The sequence below is a fragment of the Enterococcus sp. LJL99 genome (assembly GCF_054871725.1).
Genome location: NZ_JBTXLT010000002.1, coordinates 175188 through 196417, shown reverse-complemented (window position 1 = coordinate 196417; position 21230 = coordinate 175188). Strand labels below are relative to the sequence as shown.

The window sequence follows — 21230 nt, the reverse complement described above, 5'->3', positions numbered from 1 at the left end:
AAAGATTTCAACCTTTAAGAAAAACTAGCTGGTTTCTCTTCACATCAACTCTCTATCCTAAAAAATACCGATCTACAAAAAGGTTAACTGTTTACGCTAACTTTTCGAGATCGGTATAAAATCTTTTTTTAAGTTTTCTTGCTTCTTTAAATATTGTTTCGCTAGCTGCTATTCTAATTATTCATTCGACTTCAATGCTTCAATCATATCCACTTTTTTCAGTTTTCTATGAATAATCAACATAACTAATAATGAGAAGATAAAGGTAATCGCAGCCGCATATAAATAGCTAAGCCAATTAATTGTTGGTGAAAACATTAGCATATCAACTTCCACGGTTTGAAGAACATAGCCATGAACAATTTTCCCGAAGAAACAACCAATTATAATCCCGATTAATGTTAAGGTAATATTTTCTCGATAAACATACATCGTCACTTCTTTGTTATAAAAACCTAAAACTTTGATTGTAGATAATTCGCGAACACGTTCTGATACATTGATGTTGGTTAAATTATAAAGAACAATAAACGCTAATAACCCCGAAACAATGATTAGAACCCAAATAACAATATTTAAACTGCCAATTGTATCGTCTAAAGCATCACTTAATGAAGATAAGAAAGTAACATTCAATACTTTTCCATTTTCCATCAATACTTTTCCAATCGTTTCTTCATCTTTGGTCGTTAATTTTTTATCAAATTTTAAAAATTCTGTATTATAAACTGGTTTCTGGTTGAAAATTTTCTCATAATACGTCGGTGACATATATGCATAATGCCCAGTATAGTTTTCCGAAATAGCAACAATTAACAATTTATACTCTTGATGATCAGCATTTTTAAGTGTAATATAGTCCCCTTTTTTATAATCAAAAAGTTTGGCCAATTTCTCGTTGATAATCACCCCTTGATCAGCTAGTTTATATGCTTCTTTTGTTTTACGATCTTTCAAAGAGATAAACTGATTGAGGCTCTCTGGTTTTTCTGGAACATAAATAGGAACATCCTGTGCCGTCTTTTGTTTATTTGTCGTAGTCAGTGTTTCGGTATAAAGAGGCATCACATCATTTAATTGCTTGATTTTCGCTAAAGAAGATTCATAGGATTCGGTTTCTTCCTTACTAGCATCCTCTTTAAAAGTCACAACTGCTTCATAATGCCAGATTTTATCAAATTGAATCGCAACAATATCAGAAATCGAATCTCTAATCCCAAAGCCAGTGATAATTAAAGCCATACAACCAGCAATTCCTAAGACAGTCATCAGCATCCGTTGCTTGTAACGGAATAAGTTTCTCGCTGTTACTTTTTGAATAAAGCTCATTCTGTTCCAAATAGGTTTAATTCTTTCTAAGAAAATGCGTTGACCCGCTTTTGGTGTTTTAGGACGTAATAAACTAGCTGGTGTGTTGAATAAATCAATTCTTAAAACGATCATTGCAGCACCTGCAGTACACAAAATAGCGACTAATAATGCCATCACGCTATAACTTAGGTACCAAGGGGTAACAAAGTTAGGAATATCATACAATTGTCCATACGCATTGAAAATAATCGTTGGAAACAAATAATAGCCTAAAACTAGTCCAATAATACTGCCACATAAACTAGCAGTCACCGCATAAACTAAAAATTTAAATGCAATTTGACCATTTTTATAACCTAGAGCTTTTAAGCTACCGATTTCCATTCTTTTTTCTTCAACCATTCTTGTCATTGTTGTCAAACTAACAAGAGCCGCAATCAGAAAAAAGAAAATTGGAAACACTTGTGCTAAGGAAGCAATTCGATTCGCATTCTCTTCATACTCCGTATATCCAGGGTTGTCATCTCGATCAAAATAATAGTAATCAGCTGATTTCAAATCAGCCAATTCTTGCCTTTTCTCAGCTAATTCTTTTTTAGCTGATTCTAGCTTAGGCTGATTTTCTTTTTTCTTCGCTTGAAATTCTGCTAAACCTTTTTCATACGCTTGTTGTCCTTCGACCAATTTAGCTTGTGCTTCGTCTAATTGAGCTTGTCCATCAATTTTCGCCTGCTCCAATTGCTCTTTTCCAGCAGCTAATTGTTGTTTTCCTTGGTCGATTTGTGTTTGTGCAGCTGCCAATTGATTTTCTGCAACCGTTAATTGATCTTGACCATTGTGATATTGATCAATCGCACTGTTAATTGAATCAATCGTCTGATTGATTGTCGCAATCCCTTGAGTAACTTGAGCTTGTTGCGATGATAGATTGTTTAATACGGCGTTGATTGTTCCCATCACTACAGCAATATTATTTTTGGTAGGGTCAGCAATCAACTGATTTACTGCATTTGTAACTTCAACTGGACCTCCTAACGCTTGAACAGAAGCTTGCAAAGAACCTGCTTCTTGACCGACTACTACTGGTAATTGATCATCAGGATATTTTTGAAAATCTGCTATAGATGACGCTAAAGTTTGATAACCAGCAGTTGCTTGTTCTAATTGTGTGTTAGTAGTTGAAAGTTCCGTTTTTTGCTGATACAACCCATTTAGAGCATTTTGGCCTTCTGTTACTTGATTGAACGCTGTTGCCAATTCATTTTTTTTGCTTTCCAGTACAACTCTTTGACTTTCTAGTTCAGCTTCACCATTGTTAAGCGTTTGTGCATTTTCAGCAAGCTCACTTTCACCAGCGGCAATTTTTTCTGCATACGTATTTTGCGCCTCTGTAAACTGTTGTTTGCCAGTTTCCAATTCTGCTTTACTTTTATCTAACGTTTCCTGTCCATCTTTTAATGCGTTTTCACCATCTGTTATTTCTTGCTGCGCTTTATCTAAAGCTTCTTTAGAATCTTCACGAATTTCTGCTACTCTTTGCTCTGGACGTTCTTTCAATGCTTTTTTAACTATATCGATTGACGTTTCACGTTCTTTTTTATAGGCATTTGAATAGCTATCTAATCCTTTGGTATTTTTAAATGTGACTAAGGCTTCAGTATAAGCTGACAAATCAAAGTCTTCCGCTGGCACTACTGCAAAAAAGTCCAATGATCCTTTTCCAATTGTTGTATTCCCACGAGACGTACTTTCTATATACTCTGGTGATTGAACAAAACCAACTACTTTATATGAGTTTTTCTTTAGTGCATGGTCTTTATTATCTTCATCAGATAACGTAACCGTATCGTTCAGCTTATAGTACCCATTCGTTTTAGCCAGTTCATCTAGCACAATTTCGCCACTTTTTTCAGGCATGCGTCCATCAACTAATAAAAAATTATTCAAACGCCTTTTTTGATCCGCATTATAGCTAATAAATTTCACTGAGGCATTTTTATCATTGATATTAATATCTTTTGTATAATTAGCTTGTACCTGATCAACTTCTTTGATGGCTTTTAGTTCATCAATATCTTTCGAGACCAATCCTAGTGAAGAAACGATACGAGCATCTGCTAAATTTTCTTTTTCAAAATAATTTGAAGCTGTCAATGTCATATCTGGACCCGTTGCCCTTAGACCAACGAATAACATAACTCCTAAAAAAATAATACCTAAAATCGATAAAAATCGTGTTTTGGATTGACTGATTTCTCTTAAACTGGTTTTCAATAATGCTGTCTTTTTCAACTTCTTCCACCTACCATTCTATATCAGAAACTGGTTTAGGATGTTCATTAATAGTCATACTACGAACTTTTGCATCATTTATTTGAATCACTCGATCAGCCATTGGAGCAATCGCAGAATTATGGGTAATAATAATAACTGTTGTCCCTGTTTTACGTGCCGTTTCTTGCAAAATCGTCAAAATTTGTTTACCAGTCTCATAATCTAAGGCTCCCGTTGGTTCATCACAAAGCAATAATTTAGGTCTTTTAGCAATTGCTCGAGCGATTGTTACTCGTTGCTGTTCCCCACCAGATAATTGCGCTGGAAAATTATCTAACCGATGGCCCAACCCCACAGATTCTAATACTTCTTTTGGATCCATCGCATCCGCCACAATTTGAGAAGCTAGTTCGACGTTTTCTTTCGCAGTCAAATTAGGGACCAAATTATAAAATTGAAAAACAAAACCTACATCATTTCTACGATAAGTAGTTAATTTTTTTTCATTAAATGTTGTAATATCAGTATCATCAATAATTATTTGCCCTTCATCACAACTATCCATTCCTCCTAAAATATTTAAGACAGTTGATTTTCCTGCACCACTCGGGCCTAAAATAACCGCTACTTCGCCCTTTTCCACGGAAAAAGTAATGCCATCATTTGCAGTAATCACGCTATCTCCCATACGATATCGTTTATATTCATTTTTCACATCAATATAAGCCATTAAACTTCCTCCTATTCTCACAAATTTTATCATAGAAAACTAAACAAGTCTGCAAAAGTATTCTTTAATTGATTTTGCATTTCTTTTTACTTCTTATAATGATAAAATGATTATTCGGTTGATTTCTAAAAGTATTTTATCAGTTAAATAGATTGTTGCCAATCAATTAAATGTGTCAAGCAGAAAAAACATTTTAGTTTATCCTTTAAAATCGAACAAAGGAATTAAAATCAATCAGAAAATTACTTCTAAAGCTTGATTCTTAGTAATTTTTGTTGAAAAATAAGGTTGGACTAAAAATTATGCTAATAAGCAACTAAGGATTTTTTAACATCCGTCGATTCAAGTTCTTTCTGAAATTTTCAATGTGGGGGAAACAAATGGATTTGCGATTCTTCCTATTCATGCTATAAAATTTTAATTATGCCCAAACAAAACTACTATCTTTTAATTTATAAAAAAGGAGTCTATAATGGCAAAAAAGAAAAAGAAATCTAATGTAAATTCAACAACGATTTTAATTGTTTCCCTGGTCGTGTTAATGCTAAGCGCACTTGGGATTCAAGTTCCAGAAATATTTGATACTTTGTTTGGCTCATCAACGGAACAAACTACAACTAAGAAAAAAACGTCTAGCTCTTATCAAAATCCTGGACCTTCCGAATTAGGACCTGCAACATTTTCCGCAGAAGAGTTAAAAGATAGTCCTAAAGGATGGATCACCTATCATTCACTAGATAACTTGGACAGAGCAACTGGCGCTGATGCTTTACTTAAACCTGAAATGGTTGGTACAGGGACTGCAGCCAACAGAGATATTCGACCAGCAGGTTTTATTTCTGGTGATGCGAATCATGCTAGAGGGCACTTAATTGGTAGACAAATGGGCGGTTCTGGTGATGACCCTCGAAACTTGACTACTCTCTATCAAAACCCAGTCAATACGCCTTTTATGACGAAGTATGAAAATCAAATCAGAAAAGCCCTTGATCAAGGAGAAACGATTCGTTATCGAGTCACACCTATTTATGAGGGAAACGAGCTATTATGTAAAGAAATTAAATTAGAGGCAAAAGGGTTAAATGCAGATACAACTGTCGATTTTGATGTGAATATTTTGAATGAAGAATAAGGAAGTGATTGCTGATGGATTATGAAAACATCAAGACTAAACTAGTAAATTCAGCGCCACAAACTTTTTTAACAGCCGTACTCGATTCTTCAGAAACCGATGATTTCTTTACGTTTAGTCCAACGATTAATAGCCAATTCAAAAAAAATTGTGGTTTTTTGGCTTCGGAAGAAACGATTTCTGAAAGTGATTTACTAAGTTGGCAAAATGAAGATTTTTTAGTCGTTGCTCAAACAATTGATGGGGATTATATTGCAGGAACAAAAAAAGAAACCATGATTATCCCTGCTTCCTTATATAGAAGTGATATAGAATCCTTTGATCTTCCGCTTTGTGATTTCTTTATCGCCTATTACAAAGGGAAAATCACCTCAACTATTTTACCAGAAAATTAATAAAAAAAGAAACAGAATCTGACGATTATCTGCCAGTCGCTCTGTTTCTTTTTTATTAATTTTGTCGTTATTAGTTTTCAGCTCTATAGCGTTCTACGCCATCTAAATAAGTAGCTTCTAATTCCATTGATGGATTTAAAACGATAAAATCAGCTTCTCTTCCCTGACTAATCATGCCACATGTATCATCAATTTTACAGCTAATTGCTGGAACTAAAGTCGCCATCATGATTGCTTGTTCCGGTGTCGCAATTTCCCAATCGACAACATTTTTGATTGCTTCTTTGAGTTTTAAAATGCTTCCCGCTAAGTTTCCAGATTCTAGACGAGCCGTTCCTTCAGCAACCACTACTGGAAATTCACCTAAGTTATAGTTTCCATCTGGCATTCCACCAGCCATCATACAATCAGTAATTAAAGCGACATGATCATGCCCTGCTTTTTCCATTAAAATATCTGCTGCATTTGGATGTACATGATGTCCATCACAAATTAATTCAGAAAAGACATGTTTTAATGACATCAATGCGCCCACCATACCAGGTTCACGATGATTCAAACCACGCATTCCATTATACGCATGAACAAAAACACTTGCTCCTGCTTCTACCACTTCAGTCGCCTCGTCCAAAGTAGCATTACTATGCCCTAAAGCTACGACAACTCCTTCATCAGTGATTGCCTTGACAAATTCTTTTGCACCTTTACGTTCTGGTGCCAACGCAATTTTTTTAATCAATCCACCAGATGCATTTTGCCACTCATAAAAAGTAGCTAAATCAGGATCACCAAAATATTCAGGATTTTGCGCACCCTTATGTTCTTCAGTAAAAAAGGGACCTTCAAAATAAATTCCTTGGATTTTTGCTCCTGGAACATCTCTATAAACCTCGCCAATTGTTTGAGCTACATCTTTCAAACGTTCTTTGCTAGAAGTTAGCGTAGTTGGTAAGAAAGAGGTCACACCACAAGATAATAAGCCTTCTGACATTGCTTTGATTCCTTGAGCATCATTATCCATTACATCATGATTTAAATAACCATGGATATGCGTATCAACTAAACCGGGAGCAATCCATTTTCCAGTCTCCTCGATCAAATTTACTTTTTCATCAGGTAATTCACGGTAAAATTCTCCAAATAAGCCATCAGTAATTTCTAAATACCCTGGGCCTTTGACATCACTTTTTAAAAAGAACTTTTCAGCAAAGATAAACGTTCTCATCTTCATCCTTCTTTCTTTATTTTTCTACTTTAAAAATACTATTAAAATCAAAATAAGTCAAGAATGGTGTAGACCTTTTATCCCGAAATAAACATTCTTTTATAATTTATTTTATCAAATAAGTTTAATGGAAAAATCAATAAAAATACTATACAAAATAAAAACTTAGATTATTAAAAAAATCATTTCCCATCAAGTAATTGGATAAAACTTCAGTTATTACGCTCTTTTTACTGAATAAACTTAACAAAACATTCTAATTGCTCAATCATTTGCAGATACTCCTTAAATTCTTGCGGACTATTCCGATTAGTGAAAAAAATCACAAATAGAAATATTTAAAATTTTTATTTCTATTACGCCGCAAAATTTTACTACTAAACAAAAAATCTCTAAAAATACTCCTATTCTCTCTCTTATAATTGAATCGTTTCAATCATTTTCACATGCTCAGAAAGAGCTTGAAATTTTTTTGCTTCAAAACAATTGTCTTGCTTCAGATACACTTTACTTTGCAATTCAAAAATGTCACTTAAATAATAATAACTACTTTTTGATCTAGCACATTCAATGCCCTCATTAAGATAAGATTTTGCTTCTTCCAAGCGATTATGAAAAAACAGAAAATCAGCATAATTATAAAAAACTTTAATTAGTTCATCATTTATACGCTCACTTGGTAATTTATAAAAATAATGGATACTTTGTTTCAAATGTTTTTCAGCTTCTTCATAATTACCTAAATAATGACATGTAATCCCTAAGCAACTAAGTAGCTGAATTTCAAAACTTGACAAATTGGGTTTATTTACTTGGTAAGTATAAGATAAACTTTTTCTCAAATACCCTAATGTTTTATCATAATTGTGATTTAAATAAAATTCACAACTTCCTAAATAGTAGAAATAACGTTGCCAATCTGTATCTAAATAAATAGTCTCTTCAATTGCCTTAGATTGAATATAACACAAAATTTCTTGGTATTTTCTATGGCGGTAATAATTAGCCAGTTCTTCAAAATTATGAGTCACCTTCAAAACTTCTTGCGATTTTAATTGCATAATTTGATCCATTGTCACACCAAGTCTTTGACAAATTTGTTGCATCACAACAACATTCGGTAACTCCTCATCATTTTCAATCCGGCTTAAAACACTTTGAGAACAGATATCCTCAGATAACATTTTTTGTGTTAATTTTCTATTCTTACGAATTTCTTTAATTACAGCTCCAAAAGTACTCAATATATTCACTCCTATGTAATTTTTTAAAAAAAATTGAAAAAAAGGTATGAAAACTATGTAATTTTACACGAATATGCGAATTCGCATTATGAATTTATTTTACTTTATTGCATAATATACTGCAAGAACAATACACGATACATATAGACAAGGTATTTCAAGCACTTAATTCAAAACGAGGGGTATTGATTATGATGAATGAAAGACAAATTAGTTTCAGTTGGGAAAAAAAAGACTATACAGGATATATTGAAAAGGAATATGAGAACTCGTTCCTAATCGTAGTAGCCGAACCTAGTCGTGACATGGAAGAAAAGTATACAAATCGGATGGTAATCAGTAAAAAAGCTTGCGAGCTTGCTGCTGAATAATCAAACCTTCCTTGTCTAAAATCAAAAAAGTACGTAACGACACAGAAAAGTCATTTGTCGTTACGTACTTTTTGTTTATTTTTGTCGATAAGTAGCTAAAAAGTCGGTTAGTTTTTCTGCAGTAATCATCAAATCTTCCATTTTTGGTAAGTAAACAATCCGGAAATGATCCGGTGTTTGCCAATTAAATCCGCCACCATGCACAAGAAGAATATGATGTTTGTGTAGAAAATCTAAAACAAATTTTTCATCATCATAAATATTGAATTTCGCACTGTCTATTTTAGGAAAAATATAAAAAGCTGCTTTGGGTTTTACCGCCGATAATCCAGGAATATCATTAATTGCATTGTAAATGAATTCCCTTTGTTCATAGATTCTGCCGCCTGGTAATAATAAATCATCAACACTTTGATAACCGCCTAAAGCCGTTTGAATGATTTGCTGTGATAATACATTCGAACAAAGACGCATTGAAGAAAGCATATTTAGTCCCTCAATATAGCCTTTAGCACGTGATTTGTTTCCACTTAAGACCATCCAGCCACAGCGAAAACCAGCTACACGATGAGATTTTGATAATCCATTCAGCGTAATCACAAATAAATCAGGTGCTAGGGTTGCAATCGGAATATGAGTAAGTCCATCCATCACTAAACGATCATAAATTTCATCTGAATAGATAATCAAGTCATTTTGTCTAGCAATCTCGACAATTTCTTGCAAAATTTCTTTTGGATATAGAGCGCCTGTTGGATTATTTGGATTAATAATTACAATCGCTTTTGTATTTGAAGTGATTTTTGATTTGATGTCGTCGATGTCAGGATACCATTCAGCTTGTTCATCACAAATATAATGAACGGGCGTTCCTCCTGCCAAAGATACTGAAGCAGTCCAAAGTGGATAATCGGGCATTGGAATCAACACTTCATCGCCAGTATTTAGCAATCCTTGCATACACATCGTAATCAATTCACTAACACCGTTTCCAGTGTAAATATCATTGATTGTTACATTCGGAAATTTTTTAAGTTGACAATATTGTTCAATCGCCTTACGAGCTGAAAAAATTCCTTTTGAATCCGAATAACCTTCAGAATTTCTTACATTCATAATCATATCTCGAACGACTTCATTTGGTGCCTCAAAACCAAATGGTGCTGGATTTCCTGTATTCAGTTTTAAGATGCTAACTCCTTCTTCTTGCATTCTATCCGCTTCTTCTAAAACGGGCCCACGAACATCATAACTGACATCATTCAACTTACTAGATTTTTCAAAGTTTCTCATACAAAATCCCTCATTTTTTACAAATTTATATTCTTTAAGTTACGCTACACTTGTTGAAAAAGCAATAAAAATTTCAATTTTTCAGAAAAAAAAACTCATTTCACTTATCCTATTTTTATACGAACAAAAACAGTGAAAAAGGACTATTCTGGTTTAAAAATTATAATTACGATATAATCAAGTTTATTGACTAGATGATAAAAATTTAGGCTTAACTTACTTATATTTTTTGAGAAAGAGGACTCATTATGATGCTGAAACATCCCATCACAACCATAAGAATCTTATTTATTGGTTATATTTGCTTAGTATTTTTTTTCTTCCATGCTAATTCACCCATCCGCTTTCTATTCATCGATAGCTTATTGGCTTATATTCCTCTAGAACTATTTTTTAGTCTAAAAAAAACAAAGCATCCAATGTTGAGCGTCATTTTAACCTTTTTGTATCTACTTTTTTTACCAAACAATGCCTACTTATTGACCGATTTGATTCATTTAAGCAGAATTACTTTTTATACGCAAGCGGGACCCATCATGACAGAAAATAGTTTGGCTTGGCTCATGTTTGCTCTAGTTATACTGGGCGTTTCTTGTCTTGTCTATTTAGGATTTCAAACAGAGGCAACTCTGTTAAATAAAATAAGTAGCACTCGAGCTTTAACAAAAAAAACACTATTTTTTAGCAAATTATGCTTATTCGTTATTGTTAGCGTTGGTGTTTTTTTAGGTCGTTTCGTACGTTTCAATAGTATTTCCTTATTCACTGAACCAGCCAAGGTTGTAGATTCTTTTACGGTCTTGTTTTCAGTTCAAGCATTTGTTTTCATTCTGCTGTTTTCTTTAATCCAGTGGGTACTGTTTGCTCTGGCAACAACAAAGTTCGCTTTAATTGAGGAAAAATAAATCAACTAGCATTTCGTTGCCAACCACATGCAACTATCGTTAAAAAACAGCATAAAAAAACAGTTGTAAGTAATTTGAATCCTTTCAACTGCTTTTTTTATGCGGACGATGGGATTTGAACCCACACGAGCTATGCTCACAAGACCCTCAATCTTGCATGTCTGCCGTTCCATCACGTCCGCTACAAGCCTAAAAAGTTAAACAGCTAAATTCTATCTTAAATTACGGCTTGTCTTTTGTCAATCCACTCCAAAAATAATCGGAAATTTCTGGCTTAGACTGACCAAACACTAATACAAAAAAACTCTTTTTGCTACAACCTATTTTACATTTCGTTTTTAATGTTTGTTTAAAGCTGCTCGAACCACCAGTATTCCTGAAGCAATCATCATTAATCCTCTAACTAATTTTACTGCATCTACTTGTTCTGATTTTCTTTTTTTACTCATCATTTATTCCTCCATCTTTTAATAGGTCTATTGTAAACCGCATAAAAGAAAAATACTAATTCAAAGAAGATTTTTTCTTAAATTTAATAAAATTGTAAATTACGTTTTACTAACGTACTAACTATTAAAAAAGCAGGGGAGATTTTGAGTTATTAACGTTCTTTTTGATAGTGAAATTTACTAACCAAACGAGTATATGCCTCCTCCACTTCGTTAGGGATGATTAACTCATCAATGTATTGCCGTCCTTTAGGACCATAGCCATCTATCTTTATCATTTCTAAGTCAGGGAATTTCGCCTAATACTAATGAAAAAAATACTCTTTAGACCACAGCTTATTTAAACGATTATCATTAAATATTATTTCTTTATCAAGTGTATACGATTGGAACAAATATAAATAAGCTGGGTAAAGGTCAACCACGCTTTCTTTAGCTAATTCAAAACCTATTTTTCTAAGATTTTCTTTTAAAAATCTTGTTGCATGCTCAGCGCCGCCAGTAATCATGATTTGTTTTACTTTTTTTGTTTGATACAACATAAATAGCTCATCGATAAGATAGGGTAACCTGTTCCCAGTTAAAATCCCTAAATCATCAGTTTCTTTCGCATCTTCTTACTCTACTAAAAATCTACTAACTATTTTTTTCGATAAAAAACTCTTCAAGGTACGACAAACTAAACGTAGTCTAGTAGATAATATCTTAAAGAATTACAATATTTTTTGTTCTATTGAAAAAAAAACGCACTTAAATTTAATTTTTGTCAATAGTTTTATTTTTAATTTGTTAAATTAAATTCATATTCTCTGAAATTCATTTTCGTAATCAATATTTATTAATAATTCCTTTTAAAGATTTTCAAACTGTAATCGAAAATTAGGACTAAGGCAATCGTCAGGCTGACTCCTATAATTAAGTTAAAAAAACGATAATAAACAAAATTATATCTGTTTGTTGTTGATACTAAACTAACTAAAAGAAGTACTAGTGGGTTAATGAATACATTAGCAACAGCGTAATTCCGTGGCATAAAATATTCAACACCTACATTTAAAGGAATCAACAATATAAGTTTGACAACGTTTGGGAAATCAAGAGTAATCAATAGAAATCCAACCATTAATCCTAGAATTGTTCCAATAACGCGGTGGAGTGAGCGCTCCTTTATTTTCTGAGTATTCTCTCCAGCAAGGACCGAAGAAGCCGATATCAATATCCAATGACCATTATAATCTCTTAGTAAATATGATAAATAAGCTGCTAAAAAGAGAATTGTCGAAAAATTGATGGCTTTAATAAATACATCTGGGAACTCATAAATAGTCACATAATATTTATCTTTGAAACTCAATCTCTCATATGGTTCAATTCTTGTCTTTATTGGTAACCCCTCGATGAATGAAACTAAAAGACCAGAAATAATAGCTCCAATAATTCCGTAAAGTAAATAATAGCTGGTTTGAACTACATAATGAGTCTCAGGTAACGTAATTCCTGTAGCAAATAACATAATGATGAATGAATAGCTGGGTTTAGGAATTCGATAAATCTTCGTTATTAAAAATGCCACAAAAGAAATAAAACTGATAATGAGAGGAATTGCCCAAGAACTAGAGGCAGCGTACATTCCTAATGAAAAAGAAAGGAATAATAAAATGCCGTGCACACAAATTGCTTGAACATTATATAAAACTGATCTTCTTTGAAATGATAAGTACGCAAATGAGCCCAATACACCTAATGAAGCAATTTGAATATCTTTTAGAAAAAAAGAAAGTATCACCGGAATGGCAATTGACAACCCAGAACCTAACGGGCGAAAAAATGTATCCTTACTCTCATTAAACAAAAATAAACTCTGAAAATGACTCATTAATAATTTCTCCTAATTTTTATTCCTAGTGATTTGTTGATTTGAAAAATAAAGTACCGTATTTATTCTGCCACACGATACAAATGTTCAAATCATTCTCAAAACTCTAAATGAGACAATTATTGTGAACGATTTTTTTCATTCAACAATAATCATCTCAGCTCTTATTCTGCATTTTGCTATTAAAATTACTAATAATTTTTTTTGTAACAATTTATTACAATTTTATCTACCAGCCAACATCTTAACTTAATCTATTTCTTCACCGTTCGAAGCGATAACTTTCTTATACCACTCGAAAGATTTTTTACGACTACGTTTCAACGTACCTTTACCTTCATTATCTCGATCAACATAGATGAACCCATACCGTTTTTTCATTTCTCCTGTGCCTGCTGAAACTAAATCAATACAGCCCCATGATGTGTATCCCATCAAGTCAACACCATCTTCTTCAACTGCAGCTTTCATTGCGTAAAGATGAGCTTTCAAATAAGAGATTCGATAATCATCGTTAATGGTACCATCATCCGCCACTTCATCGACAGCACCTAAACCATTTTCTACAATAAATAATGGCTTTTGATAACGGTCAAATAATTCATTCATGGTAATTCGTAAACCAAGAGGATCGATTTGCCAGCCCCACTCTGAAGTTTCCAAGTATGGATTTTTAATAGTTGGAAAAAGATTTCCCGCTGTTTTTTCAACACCAGAATCTGCACTAGCAGCTACTCGAGAGGCATAATAAGAAAAAGAAATGAAATCCACTGTATTTTCTTTCAATATATCTGCATCACCAGCTTTCATTTTGATAAATACACCTTTACGTTCTAATTCTTTTAGAGCATAAGACGGGTAAGCCCCCCTTGATTGGACATCGATCAAGAAATAGTTCCCGCGATTTCCTTTCACTGACTCCCAGACATCTTTAGGATTACAACTATATGGATAGTAACTACCAGCAGCTAACATACACCCTATTTGATTTTCTGGATCCACTTCACGGGCAATTTTCGTAGCCAGTGCACTGGCTACTAACTCATGGTGTGCAGCTTGATACTTTACTTGCTCTTGATTTTCATCTTCTTCAAAAACTAAACCAGCTCCTAAGAACGGTGCGTGTAAAATCATATTGATTTCATTGAAAGTCAACCAGTATTTTACTAACCCTTTGTAACGATTAAATAATACTCGTACTAATTTTTCATAAAAATCAATCATTTTACGATTTCGCCAACCACCGTACTCCTTGATTAAGTGAATAGGACAATCAAAATGAGTGATAGTTACTAAAGGTTCAATCCCATACTTATGGCACTCTCTAAATAAGTCTTCATAAAATTTAAGTCCTTCTTCATTTGGCTGTTCTTCATCACCCTTAGGAAAAATTCGTGTCCAACCAATCGATAAACGATAGGTTTTAAACCCCATTTCGCCAAATAAGGCAATATCTTCTTTATAGTGATGATACATGTCGATAGCTTCTTTTGCTGGATAAAAATAGCCATCTTCAAAAGCTAACATTTTTCTTTGACCTGTAATAACTTTGCGACGATCAGCTCCAGTAGGAATCACATCAACATTTGCTAAGCCTCGTTGTCCCTCATTGTAACCACCCTCACATTGATTGGCTGCGGTAGCGCCACCCCATAAAAAATCTTTTCTAAAGCTCATGAATTTCCCCCTACTCTCGTTCGTCTATTTTTAGTTCATAATCCGAATGATTTGTCCACCAAAATCAACTGCACCCTCATTAGCAGTAAGAATATCGCCAACTTCTTGAGAGTTAGTAATAACGACTGGTGTAATGATTTTAAAGCCCTTCTCTTGAATTCCATCTAAATCAAAAGTAATCAATTCATCGCCAATATTAATTTTTTGGCCTTTTTCAACACGATAGTCATAGCCTTCACCATTTAATTGTACCGTATCAATTCCTACATGAATCAAAATTTCTAAGCCATCATCACTAGTGATACCAATGGCGTGCTTTGAATCAAACAAGGCGGACACTACTCCATCAACTGGTGAAACAACTTTCCCTTCTTCAGGTTGAATCGCTACCCCTTGACCTAAAATCTCTTCAGAAAACATGCCATCATCAACAGTTTTCAATGACTTTAATTGTCCTTTGATTGGTGCCAATATTTGTGCATCATTGATACTAACTGTTTTATCTTTAGCTAATTCTTTTTCTAATTCCTTTGTTTCTTCTTCAACTTCTACGGTATCACGATATAAAATTAAAGTCGCAATAAATGTAACAACAATACTAATCGCAGCTCCAATACAAGCATTAATAAAATAACTCAAAGTATTGTCACCGATATAACTTGGTAAAGTTAATAGACCTGGTGAACCACCCGAAAAGTTGCGAACTCGCATAATTCCCATAAATAAACCACCAACTCCACCGCCAATCATAGCTGCATATAAAGGCGTTTTAAATCTTAAATTAACCCCATACAAAGCCGGTTCAGTAATCCCAAAAAGTCCAGTTAAACCTGCAGAAAACGCTAATTGTTTGATGGCAGAATCTTTTGATTTCAGACCAACACCAATTGCTGCTGCCCCTTGACTGACGTTTGATGCCAACATTCCTGGATAAATAACCGTATCAAAACCATTGGTCATTCGATTGTTAATTCCAATCGGAACTAACCCATAATGAGTTCCCGTAGCAACAAAAAGTGGTGTTAATGTCCCAATTAACAATGGTACAATCCAAGGACTCACTGATTCTAATGTAGTAATTGCTGCAGAAATTCCTGAAGAAATCAAATAACCTAAAGGACCTAAGGCTACTAATGTGACAATCCCTACTACGAAAATTGTAATCAATGGTTTACTAAAAAATTTAATTGCTTTTGGTGATACACGATCTGCAATTGGTTCAACATAAGACATAAACCAAACTGCTAAAATAATCGGGATAACCGAGGATGAATAACTTACTGCCGTAATTGGTAGTCCAAACAAATTAATTGAGCCACCTGTTTCCTTTGCAGTAGTCACCATACTGACAAAATTTGGGTGTAATAAAATCCCCCCCATCATAATTGCCAAATACATATTTGTTTTAAATTTAATTGCTGAAGAAGCAGCCAATAAAACTGGTAAGAAATAAAAAGCAGCATCTGCCATAAAGTTTAAAATCTGATAGCTTTGTCCTTCTGTTGACAATACATTAAAGACTACTAGAAGCGATAAGACTGCTTTCAACATCCCAGCTGCCGTAATTGCTGGCAAAATTGGTGTAAAAATACCTGTAATCGTATCAATCACTTTTGCAATTTTACTACGATTATCTTTTTCATCAGTCTCACTTGCCTTTTCTGATAAATGAAACTCTTGATTAATTTCCTTGTAGACATTTCCCACATCACTACCAATAATCACTTGGTACTGTCCACCTTTATTGACAACTCCCATAATTCCAGCTGTATTTTTTAAAACTTTTTCTGATGGTTTATTATCATCCTTTAGCACAAAACGCAAACGAGTTGCGCAATGGGTAAGTGACTTGATATTTTCTTTTCCTCCGATATTTTCGACGATCGTTGTAGCTAAATCTTTGTAGTTCATAGTTTTCCTCCTATTTTATAATCTACATACTAGTATCATTTCATTTTGAGCATAAAAAATACCTAAACGTTCCTTATCAGAACATTTAGGTATAGCCTGCATAATCAGTAACAATCCTATTCAGTAGTTATTCTTTTTATGTGGATAGTTAAATAAATCAATTCATCTTCTTCCAATGTACGACCGAATTCTTTATTCACATACTCGCTAATTTTTAGCGAACAGGCATATTCATTGGAAAAACGTTCCTTCAAGCCAAACATGAAACTTGCTGTGCCACTATCATCTAACTTAGTACCATTGAACAATCGCTGTACAAAAAATTTCAAGTGCGTAATAAAACGTTCGTAATTCAGTGAATATTCATCTAAGTCTACTTTGAAATGATACTTGATGATATTCAAAACATTTTGAATAATTTTGGTCATCTCAGAAACTTGGTTCATCTGATTCATATCTAATTCTGCATTAACGATATGGAAAGCAATAAAACCTGCTTCATCTTCAGCAAATCTAATTCCTAAACGCCGTTCGATAATATTAAGCGCTTCATTTCCAATCAAAAACTCATGATTGTAAAAACGTTTAATTTCCCAAAGCAAGCCATTTTTAGTTTCCATGCCTTGTTCGTATCGTTCAATTGCAAAATTAATATGGTCTGTCAAAGTTAGATTTAGATTATCACTTAACCGTTTGCCTAATGACGCTCTCGCGAAGCTAATGATTTCATTTACCACTTGAATATACTCGATAGGAATAGAGGCAAGTAACTGAGTTAATTTATTGACGTTCCACTCTTGGGTGCTGAGGTAGACTTTTTCTATCTTCGTTTCATCAATACTGTCTCCAGCCTTTTTCTTAAAGCCTAAGCCTTTTCCCATCACAACAATTTCTTGTTGGTCAGCGTTTTCAGAAATAACAATATTATTGTTGATTACTTTTACGATATACATATATCTATCCTTTAAGATAAATTTTAGGTCTAGCCCACGTAAAGCGGTAACAATCCTTAGACACATGATAGCATGATAAAAATCATTTTGTCAATTGCTGTTTTTTATTTCGCTATTTTACAAGCGAAATCTCAGCTCTACTATTATTTCATCGCATTTTATACTCTCTTACAATTCCACTTTCAATTCTTGAAAAAAGACAAAGCAAATAGTCATCCGTTATGCACTCCGAAAAAAGGTAAAGAGCTAATAGTTACAATCGCAAGTACAATTTGATGCGTTTAGAATCAAAGATCCTGACGATTTTTTTACACTACTTAACGAACTTCCAACTACTTTAGATAAGAGTTTTGAAAGAAACTACAAACTCTTTTTAAGTTTAAATAAAGAATTCGCAATACAATGATTTATCCGTACTCTAACGGTAAAATAGAAGCCCAAAATACACATATTAAAAACTGTAAGCGTATTTCCTATAGATTTAAATCATTTGAGAACATGAAAATATGAATTTTTTTGATCAACGGTTTGATTGGGATAACATAACAATAAAAACCAGAATGAAAGAGTCGCTCCTCCATTCTGATTTTCAATTAATCTTGCTTATCAGCCCAATTGGATAAAGAACCTAAATTAAAATTCAGACCTTTTATCGAACAACAAAAAATTAACTGCTTAACTTCTCTGTTTCTATTTTAACTAGGTGTCCATGGCATTTTCCACAAACATAGCGACTTGTATTAATTCGACGTTTGCGCAAAACGAATGTTCCACAATTTTCACATTTGTATTGATGATAAGACTGAGTCTTACGCTCTACCAAAGGTTGCACATAACGACTGCCGCCTGTTTTTTTTAATAATTGTTTAAAATCCACATCCTTATGTTGGTAACCACGACCTTCAAGGTGAAGATGATAATGACATAATTCATGCTTAATGACTTTTATTAGCTCTTCTTTACCGTAAATTTCAACAACTTTAGGATTAAAATCTAAATGATGAGAATTTAAATGATACCGTCCACCTGTTGTTTTTAACCGCCGATTAAACGTTGCCTGATGCAAAAAAGGCTTATCAAAAAATTTTAATGAAATAAACGAAACTAATTCCTGCAGTTCTTTTTGATCCATTGTCATTTTTGATTGTTGCTTTTCACGAGTCATTTCATTCAAACTTATTTTTTCCCTCCAGAATTTGGCAACATCGTCAAACTAATGCGACCTTTTTTCTGATCAACTTCTTCTACCCAAACTGTCACTACATCGCCAACAGCGACTACATCAGTTGGATGTTTAACAAATTTTGTACTTAGTTTTGAAATATGCACCAAGCCATCTTGTTTCACGCCAATATCAACAAAAGCACCAAAATCGATGACATTCCTTACGGTTCCTTGCAGTTCCATTCCCGATTTTAAATCTTCCATTGAAAGAACATCTTTTCTTAACAGTGGCGCTGGCATTTCATCACGCATATCTCTTCCTGGTTGAATCAATGCTTCGATTATATCTTTCAATGTTTCTGCACCGATTGCTAATTCAGACTCAAGTTCAGTCAGAGAAAGAGCTTTGATTGCTTCAGTCGCTTCATTTGTGCCTAATGATTTTAAATCTACTTTAGCTTTTGCTAAAATTTCTTTTGCTTGATCGTAACTTTCAGGATGAATTCCTGTATTATCTAAAATATTTTTACCATTGGGGATACGTAAAAATCCAATCGCTTGCTCAAACGCTTTTGGCCCCAGTCGAGGAACTTTTTTCACTTGATTTCTCATCGTAAACGCCCCATTTTCATCACGATAGGCAACGATATTTTTGGCAGTGGTCTTATTCAATCCTGAGATGTGTTGTAACAGCTCTGAACTTGCTGTATTGATATTGACCCCAACTTGGTTAACTGCCGTTTCAACCACGAAATCTAATTGTTCTGCTAATCTTTTTTGTGAAACATCGTGTTGATATTGACCGACACCAACTGCTTTCGGGTCAATTTTTACTAACTCAGCTAATGGATCTTGTAAGCGACGAGCAATACTTACTGCACTACGTTCTTCAACTTGTAACTCTGGGAACTCAGCACGAGCGATATCACTAGCTGAATAAACAGAAGCCCCTGCTTCATTAACGATGACATAAAAAACATCTCGTTTGATTTGTTTTAATTGTTCTGCAACAAATAATTCAGATTCGCGACTCGCAGTTCCATTACCAATTGCGACCATTTCTACATTATATTCTTCAATTAATTGATTGAATGCAGGACCAGCAGTCGCTCTTTTTTCTCCTGAAGCTGGCTTATGAGGATAGATTACTTGGATTGCTAAAACTTTCCCAGTTGGGTCAACAATAGCCAGTTTACAGCCTGTACGGTACGCAGGGTCAAAACCTAAAACAACTTTCCCTTTCAATGGAGGTTGTAATAATAAGTTACGAAGATTCTCACCAAAAATCGCGATGGCTTGTTCATCTGCTTTTTCTGTCAACTCGGTTCTAAGTTCTCTCTCAATAGCGGGACCTATAAAACGTTTATAGCTATCCTGATATGCCGTTTCAACAAATGAAGCTGTTGGTGATTTTTTTTGCTTACCAATCAATTGACGATCTAAATAACTATTGATTTTTTCTTCATCAATTAGAAAAGAAATTTTTAAGATATCTTCTTTTTCTCCACGATTAGTAGCTAAAATCCGATGAGAAACGATTTTATTGATGGGTTCAGAAAACTCATAGTACATTTCATAAACCGCTTTTTCATCTTTTTCTGCATCTTTTACAGTACTAACATACTGCCCAAAATTAAAGGTAAAATCTCGAATCCAAGTTCTAAATTTAGGCTCATCACTTACTCGCTCAGCAATGATTTCATGCGCCCCTTGAAGAGCCTCGTCAGCAGATGCTACTTCTTTTTCTGTATCAATATATTTCTCTGCTTCGGCTAAAACATCTCCTTGTTCTGGGAAACTTAACAGCCATTCAGCCAGTGGTTCTAAACCTTTTTCTTTAGCGATCGTTGCTTTTGTTCGGCGTTTTTGTTTATAAGGACGGTAAAGATCCTCTAATTGCTGCATTTTTGTTGCTCGTACAATATTTTTCTCTAGCTCTTTTGTCAATTTTCCTTGTTCATCAATCAAGCGTAAAACTTCTTCTTTACGTTTTTCTAAATTTTCAAGATACGTATAGCGTTCTTCAATTTCACGAATTTGAACTTCATCTAGGCTACCCGTCATTTCTTTTCGATAACGCGCAATAAAAGGAACTGTATTTCCTTCTTTTAATAAAGTTAAAACGGTTGTCAATTGATTAGGACGATATTCAGTCAATTCTTTTTTTAATAAATCGACTACTTCTTGATTATAAATTTCAGCCATTCTTGTACTCCCTCTTTCCTTAACATCTCTACCATTCTAGCATATTCTAATTCTTTTTTATAGCTGTTAACGGTTTAAGATCAAGAACTAGCTGTTCCAGTACTTCATTTTTGAC

At 33.8% G+C, this 21230-nt stretch carries 17 protein-coding genes, 1 tRNA gene and 1 pseudogene; 5 read left to right on the top strand and 14 right to left on the bottom strand.

The window, feature by feature from the left end:
- Positions 1 to 177: 177 nt before the first annotated feature.
- Together ACYSNW_RS04055 and ACYSNW_RS04050 are read right to left on the bottom strand one after the other, a co-directional pair.
- Complete coding sequence (locus ACYSNW_RS04055) at positions 178 to 3603, bottom strand: FtsX-like permease family protein (protein WP_461743173.1); 3426 nt, start codon at positions 3601 to 3603, stop codon at positions 178 to 180.
- Between the two features lie 10 nt (positions 3604 to 3613).
- On the bottom strand, positions 3614 to 4315 hold the full coding sequence (locus ACYSNW_RS04050; protein ID WP_461743172.1) for an ABC transporter ATP-binding protein: 702 nt from the start codon (positions 4313 to 4315) through the stop codon (positions 3614 to 3616).
- A 472-nt stretch (positions 4316 to 4787) separates the two neighbouring features.
- Here ACYSNW_RS04050 and ACYSNW_RS04045 point away from each other — a divergent pair, with 472 nt between their 5' ends.
- Positions 4788 to 5447, top strand: a complete 660-nt coding sequence (locus tag ACYSNW_RS04045; RefSeq protein ID WP_461743171.1) for a DNA/RNA non-specific endonuclease — start codon at positions 4788 to 4790, stop codon at positions 5445 to 5447.
- 14 nt (positions 5448 to 5461) lie between these two features.
- Positions 5462 to 5842 carry a hypothetical protein gene (locus ACYSNW_RS04040; RefSeq protein ID WP_461743170.1) on the top strand — a complete coding sequence of 127 codons (381 nt, stop codon included), beginning with the start codon at positions 5462 to 5464 and terminating at the stop codon, positions 5840 to 5842.
- A gap of 70 nt (positions 5843 to 5912) precedes the next feature.
- Here ACYSNW_RS04040 and nagA read toward each other — a convergent pair whose 3' ends face one another.
- Both nagA and ACYSNW_RS04030 read right to left on the bottom strand, forming a co-directional pair.
- Entirely contained in the window at positions 5913 to 7067 is a 1155-nt protein-coding gene (gene nagA, locus ACYSNW_RS04035; RefSeq protein WP_461743169.1) for an N-acetylglucosamine-6-phosphate deacetylase, read from the bottom strand.
- Between the two features lie 416 nt (positions 7068 to 7483).
- Entirely contained in the window at positions 7484 to 8311 is an 828-nt protein-coding gene (locus ACYSNW_RS04030) for a helix-turn-helix domain-containing protein (protein WP_461743168.1), read from the bottom strand.
- A 191-nt stretch (positions 8312 to 8502) separates the two neighbouring features.
- Here ACYSNW_RS04030 and ACYSNW_RS04025 point away from each other — a divergent pair, with 191 nt between their 5' ends.
- Entirely contained in the window at positions 8503 to 8682 is a 180-nt protein-coding gene (locus ACYSNW_RS04025) for a hypothetical protein (protein WP_461743167.1), read from the top strand.
- A 75-nt stretch (positions 8683 to 8757) separates the two neighbouring features.
- Here the strand turns inward: ACYSNW_RS04025 and ACYSNW_RS04020 are convergent, their stop codons facing one another.
- Positions 8758 to 9975, bottom strand: coding sequence for a pyridoxal phosphate-dependent aminotransferase (locus ACYSNW_RS04020; RefSeq protein ID WP_461743166.1), 1218 nt, complete (start codon positions 9973 to 9975; stop codon positions 8758 to 8760).
- A 248-nt stretch (positions 9976 to 10223) separates the two neighbouring features.
- Here ACYSNW_RS04020 and ACYSNW_RS04015 point away from each other — a divergent pair, with 248 nt between their 5' ends.
- Positions 10224 to 10880 (top strand): DUF1361 domain-containing protein, encoded by a 657-nt coding sequence (locus ACYSNW_RS04015; RefSeq protein ID WP_461743165.1) that lies wholly within the window; start codon positions 10224 to 10226, stop codon positions 10878 to 10880.
- 100 nt (positions 10881 to 10980) lie between these two features.
- Here ACYSNW_RS04015 and ACYSNW_RS04010 read toward each other — a convergent pair.
- The 7 genes from ACYSNW_RS04010 to licT form a co-directional block, all read right to left on the bottom strand.
- A tRNA-Leu gene (locus ACYSNW_RS04010) sits at positions 10981 to 11062 on the bottom strand.
- Between the two features lie 419 nt (positions 11063 to 11481).
- The gene (locus tag ACYSNW_RS04005; protein WP_461743164.1) at positions 11482 to 11607 is read right to left on the bottom strand and encodes a hypothetical protein; all 126 of its coding nucleotides are present in this window, start codon (positions 11605 to 11607) and stop codon (positions 11482 to 11484) included.
- A gap of 27 nt (positions 11608 to 11634) precedes the next feature.
- Entirely contained in the window at positions 11635 to 11871 is a 237-nt protein-coding gene (locus ACYSNW_RS04000; protein ID WP_461743163.1) for a hypothetical protein, read from the bottom strand.
- A gap of 296 nt (positions 11872 to 12167) precedes the next feature.
- Entirely contained in the window at positions 12168 to 13205 is a 1038-nt protein-coding gene (locus tag ACYSNW_RS03995) for an FUSC family protein (protein ID WP_461743162.1), read from the bottom strand.
- A 249-nt stretch (positions 13206 to 13454) separates the two neighbouring features.
- Complete coding sequence (locus ACYSNW_RS03990) at positions 13455 to 14882, bottom strand: 6-phospho-beta-glucosidase (protein ID WP_461743161.1); 1428 nt, start codon at positions 14880 to 14882, stop codon at positions 13455 to 13457.
- A 30-nt stretch (positions 14883 to 14912) separates the two neighbouring features.
- On the bottom strand, positions 14913 to 16793 hold the full coding sequence (locus tag ACYSNW_RS03985) for a beta-glucoside-specific PTS transporter subunit IIABC (protein ID WP_461743160.1): 1881 nt from the start codon (positions 16791 to 16793) through the stop codon (positions 14913 to 14915).
- A gap of 116 nt (positions 16794 to 16909) precedes the next feature.
- Positions 16910 to 17746, bottom strand: a complete 837-nt coding sequence (gene licT, locus ACYSNW_RS03980) for a BglG family transcription antiterminator LicT (RefSeq protein ID WP_461743159.1) — start codon at positions 17744 to 17746, stop codon at positions 16910 to 16912.
- Between the two features lie 274 nt (positions 17747 to 18020).
- Here licT and ACYSNW_RS03975 point away from each other — a divergent pair.
- Positions 18021 to 18256, top strand: a pseudogene (locus ACYSNW_RS03975) (transposase); the annotation flags it as partial.
- 157 nt (positions 18257 to 18413) lie between these two features.
- Here ACYSNW_RS03975 and ACYSNW_RS03970 read toward each other — a convergent pair.
- Complete coding sequence (locus ACYSNW_RS03970; protein WP_461743437.1) at positions 18414 to 18878, bottom strand: SprT family protein; 465 nt, start codon at positions 18876 to 18878, stop codon at positions 18414 to 18416.
- Positions 18879 to 18922: 44 nt separating this feature from the next.
- Complete coding sequence (locus ACYSNW_RS03965; protein WP_461743158.1) at positions 18923 to 21115, bottom strand: Tex family protein; 2193 nt, start codon at positions 21113 to 21115, stop codon at positions 18923 to 18925.
- Positions 21116 to 21230 lie beyond the last annotated feature (115 nt).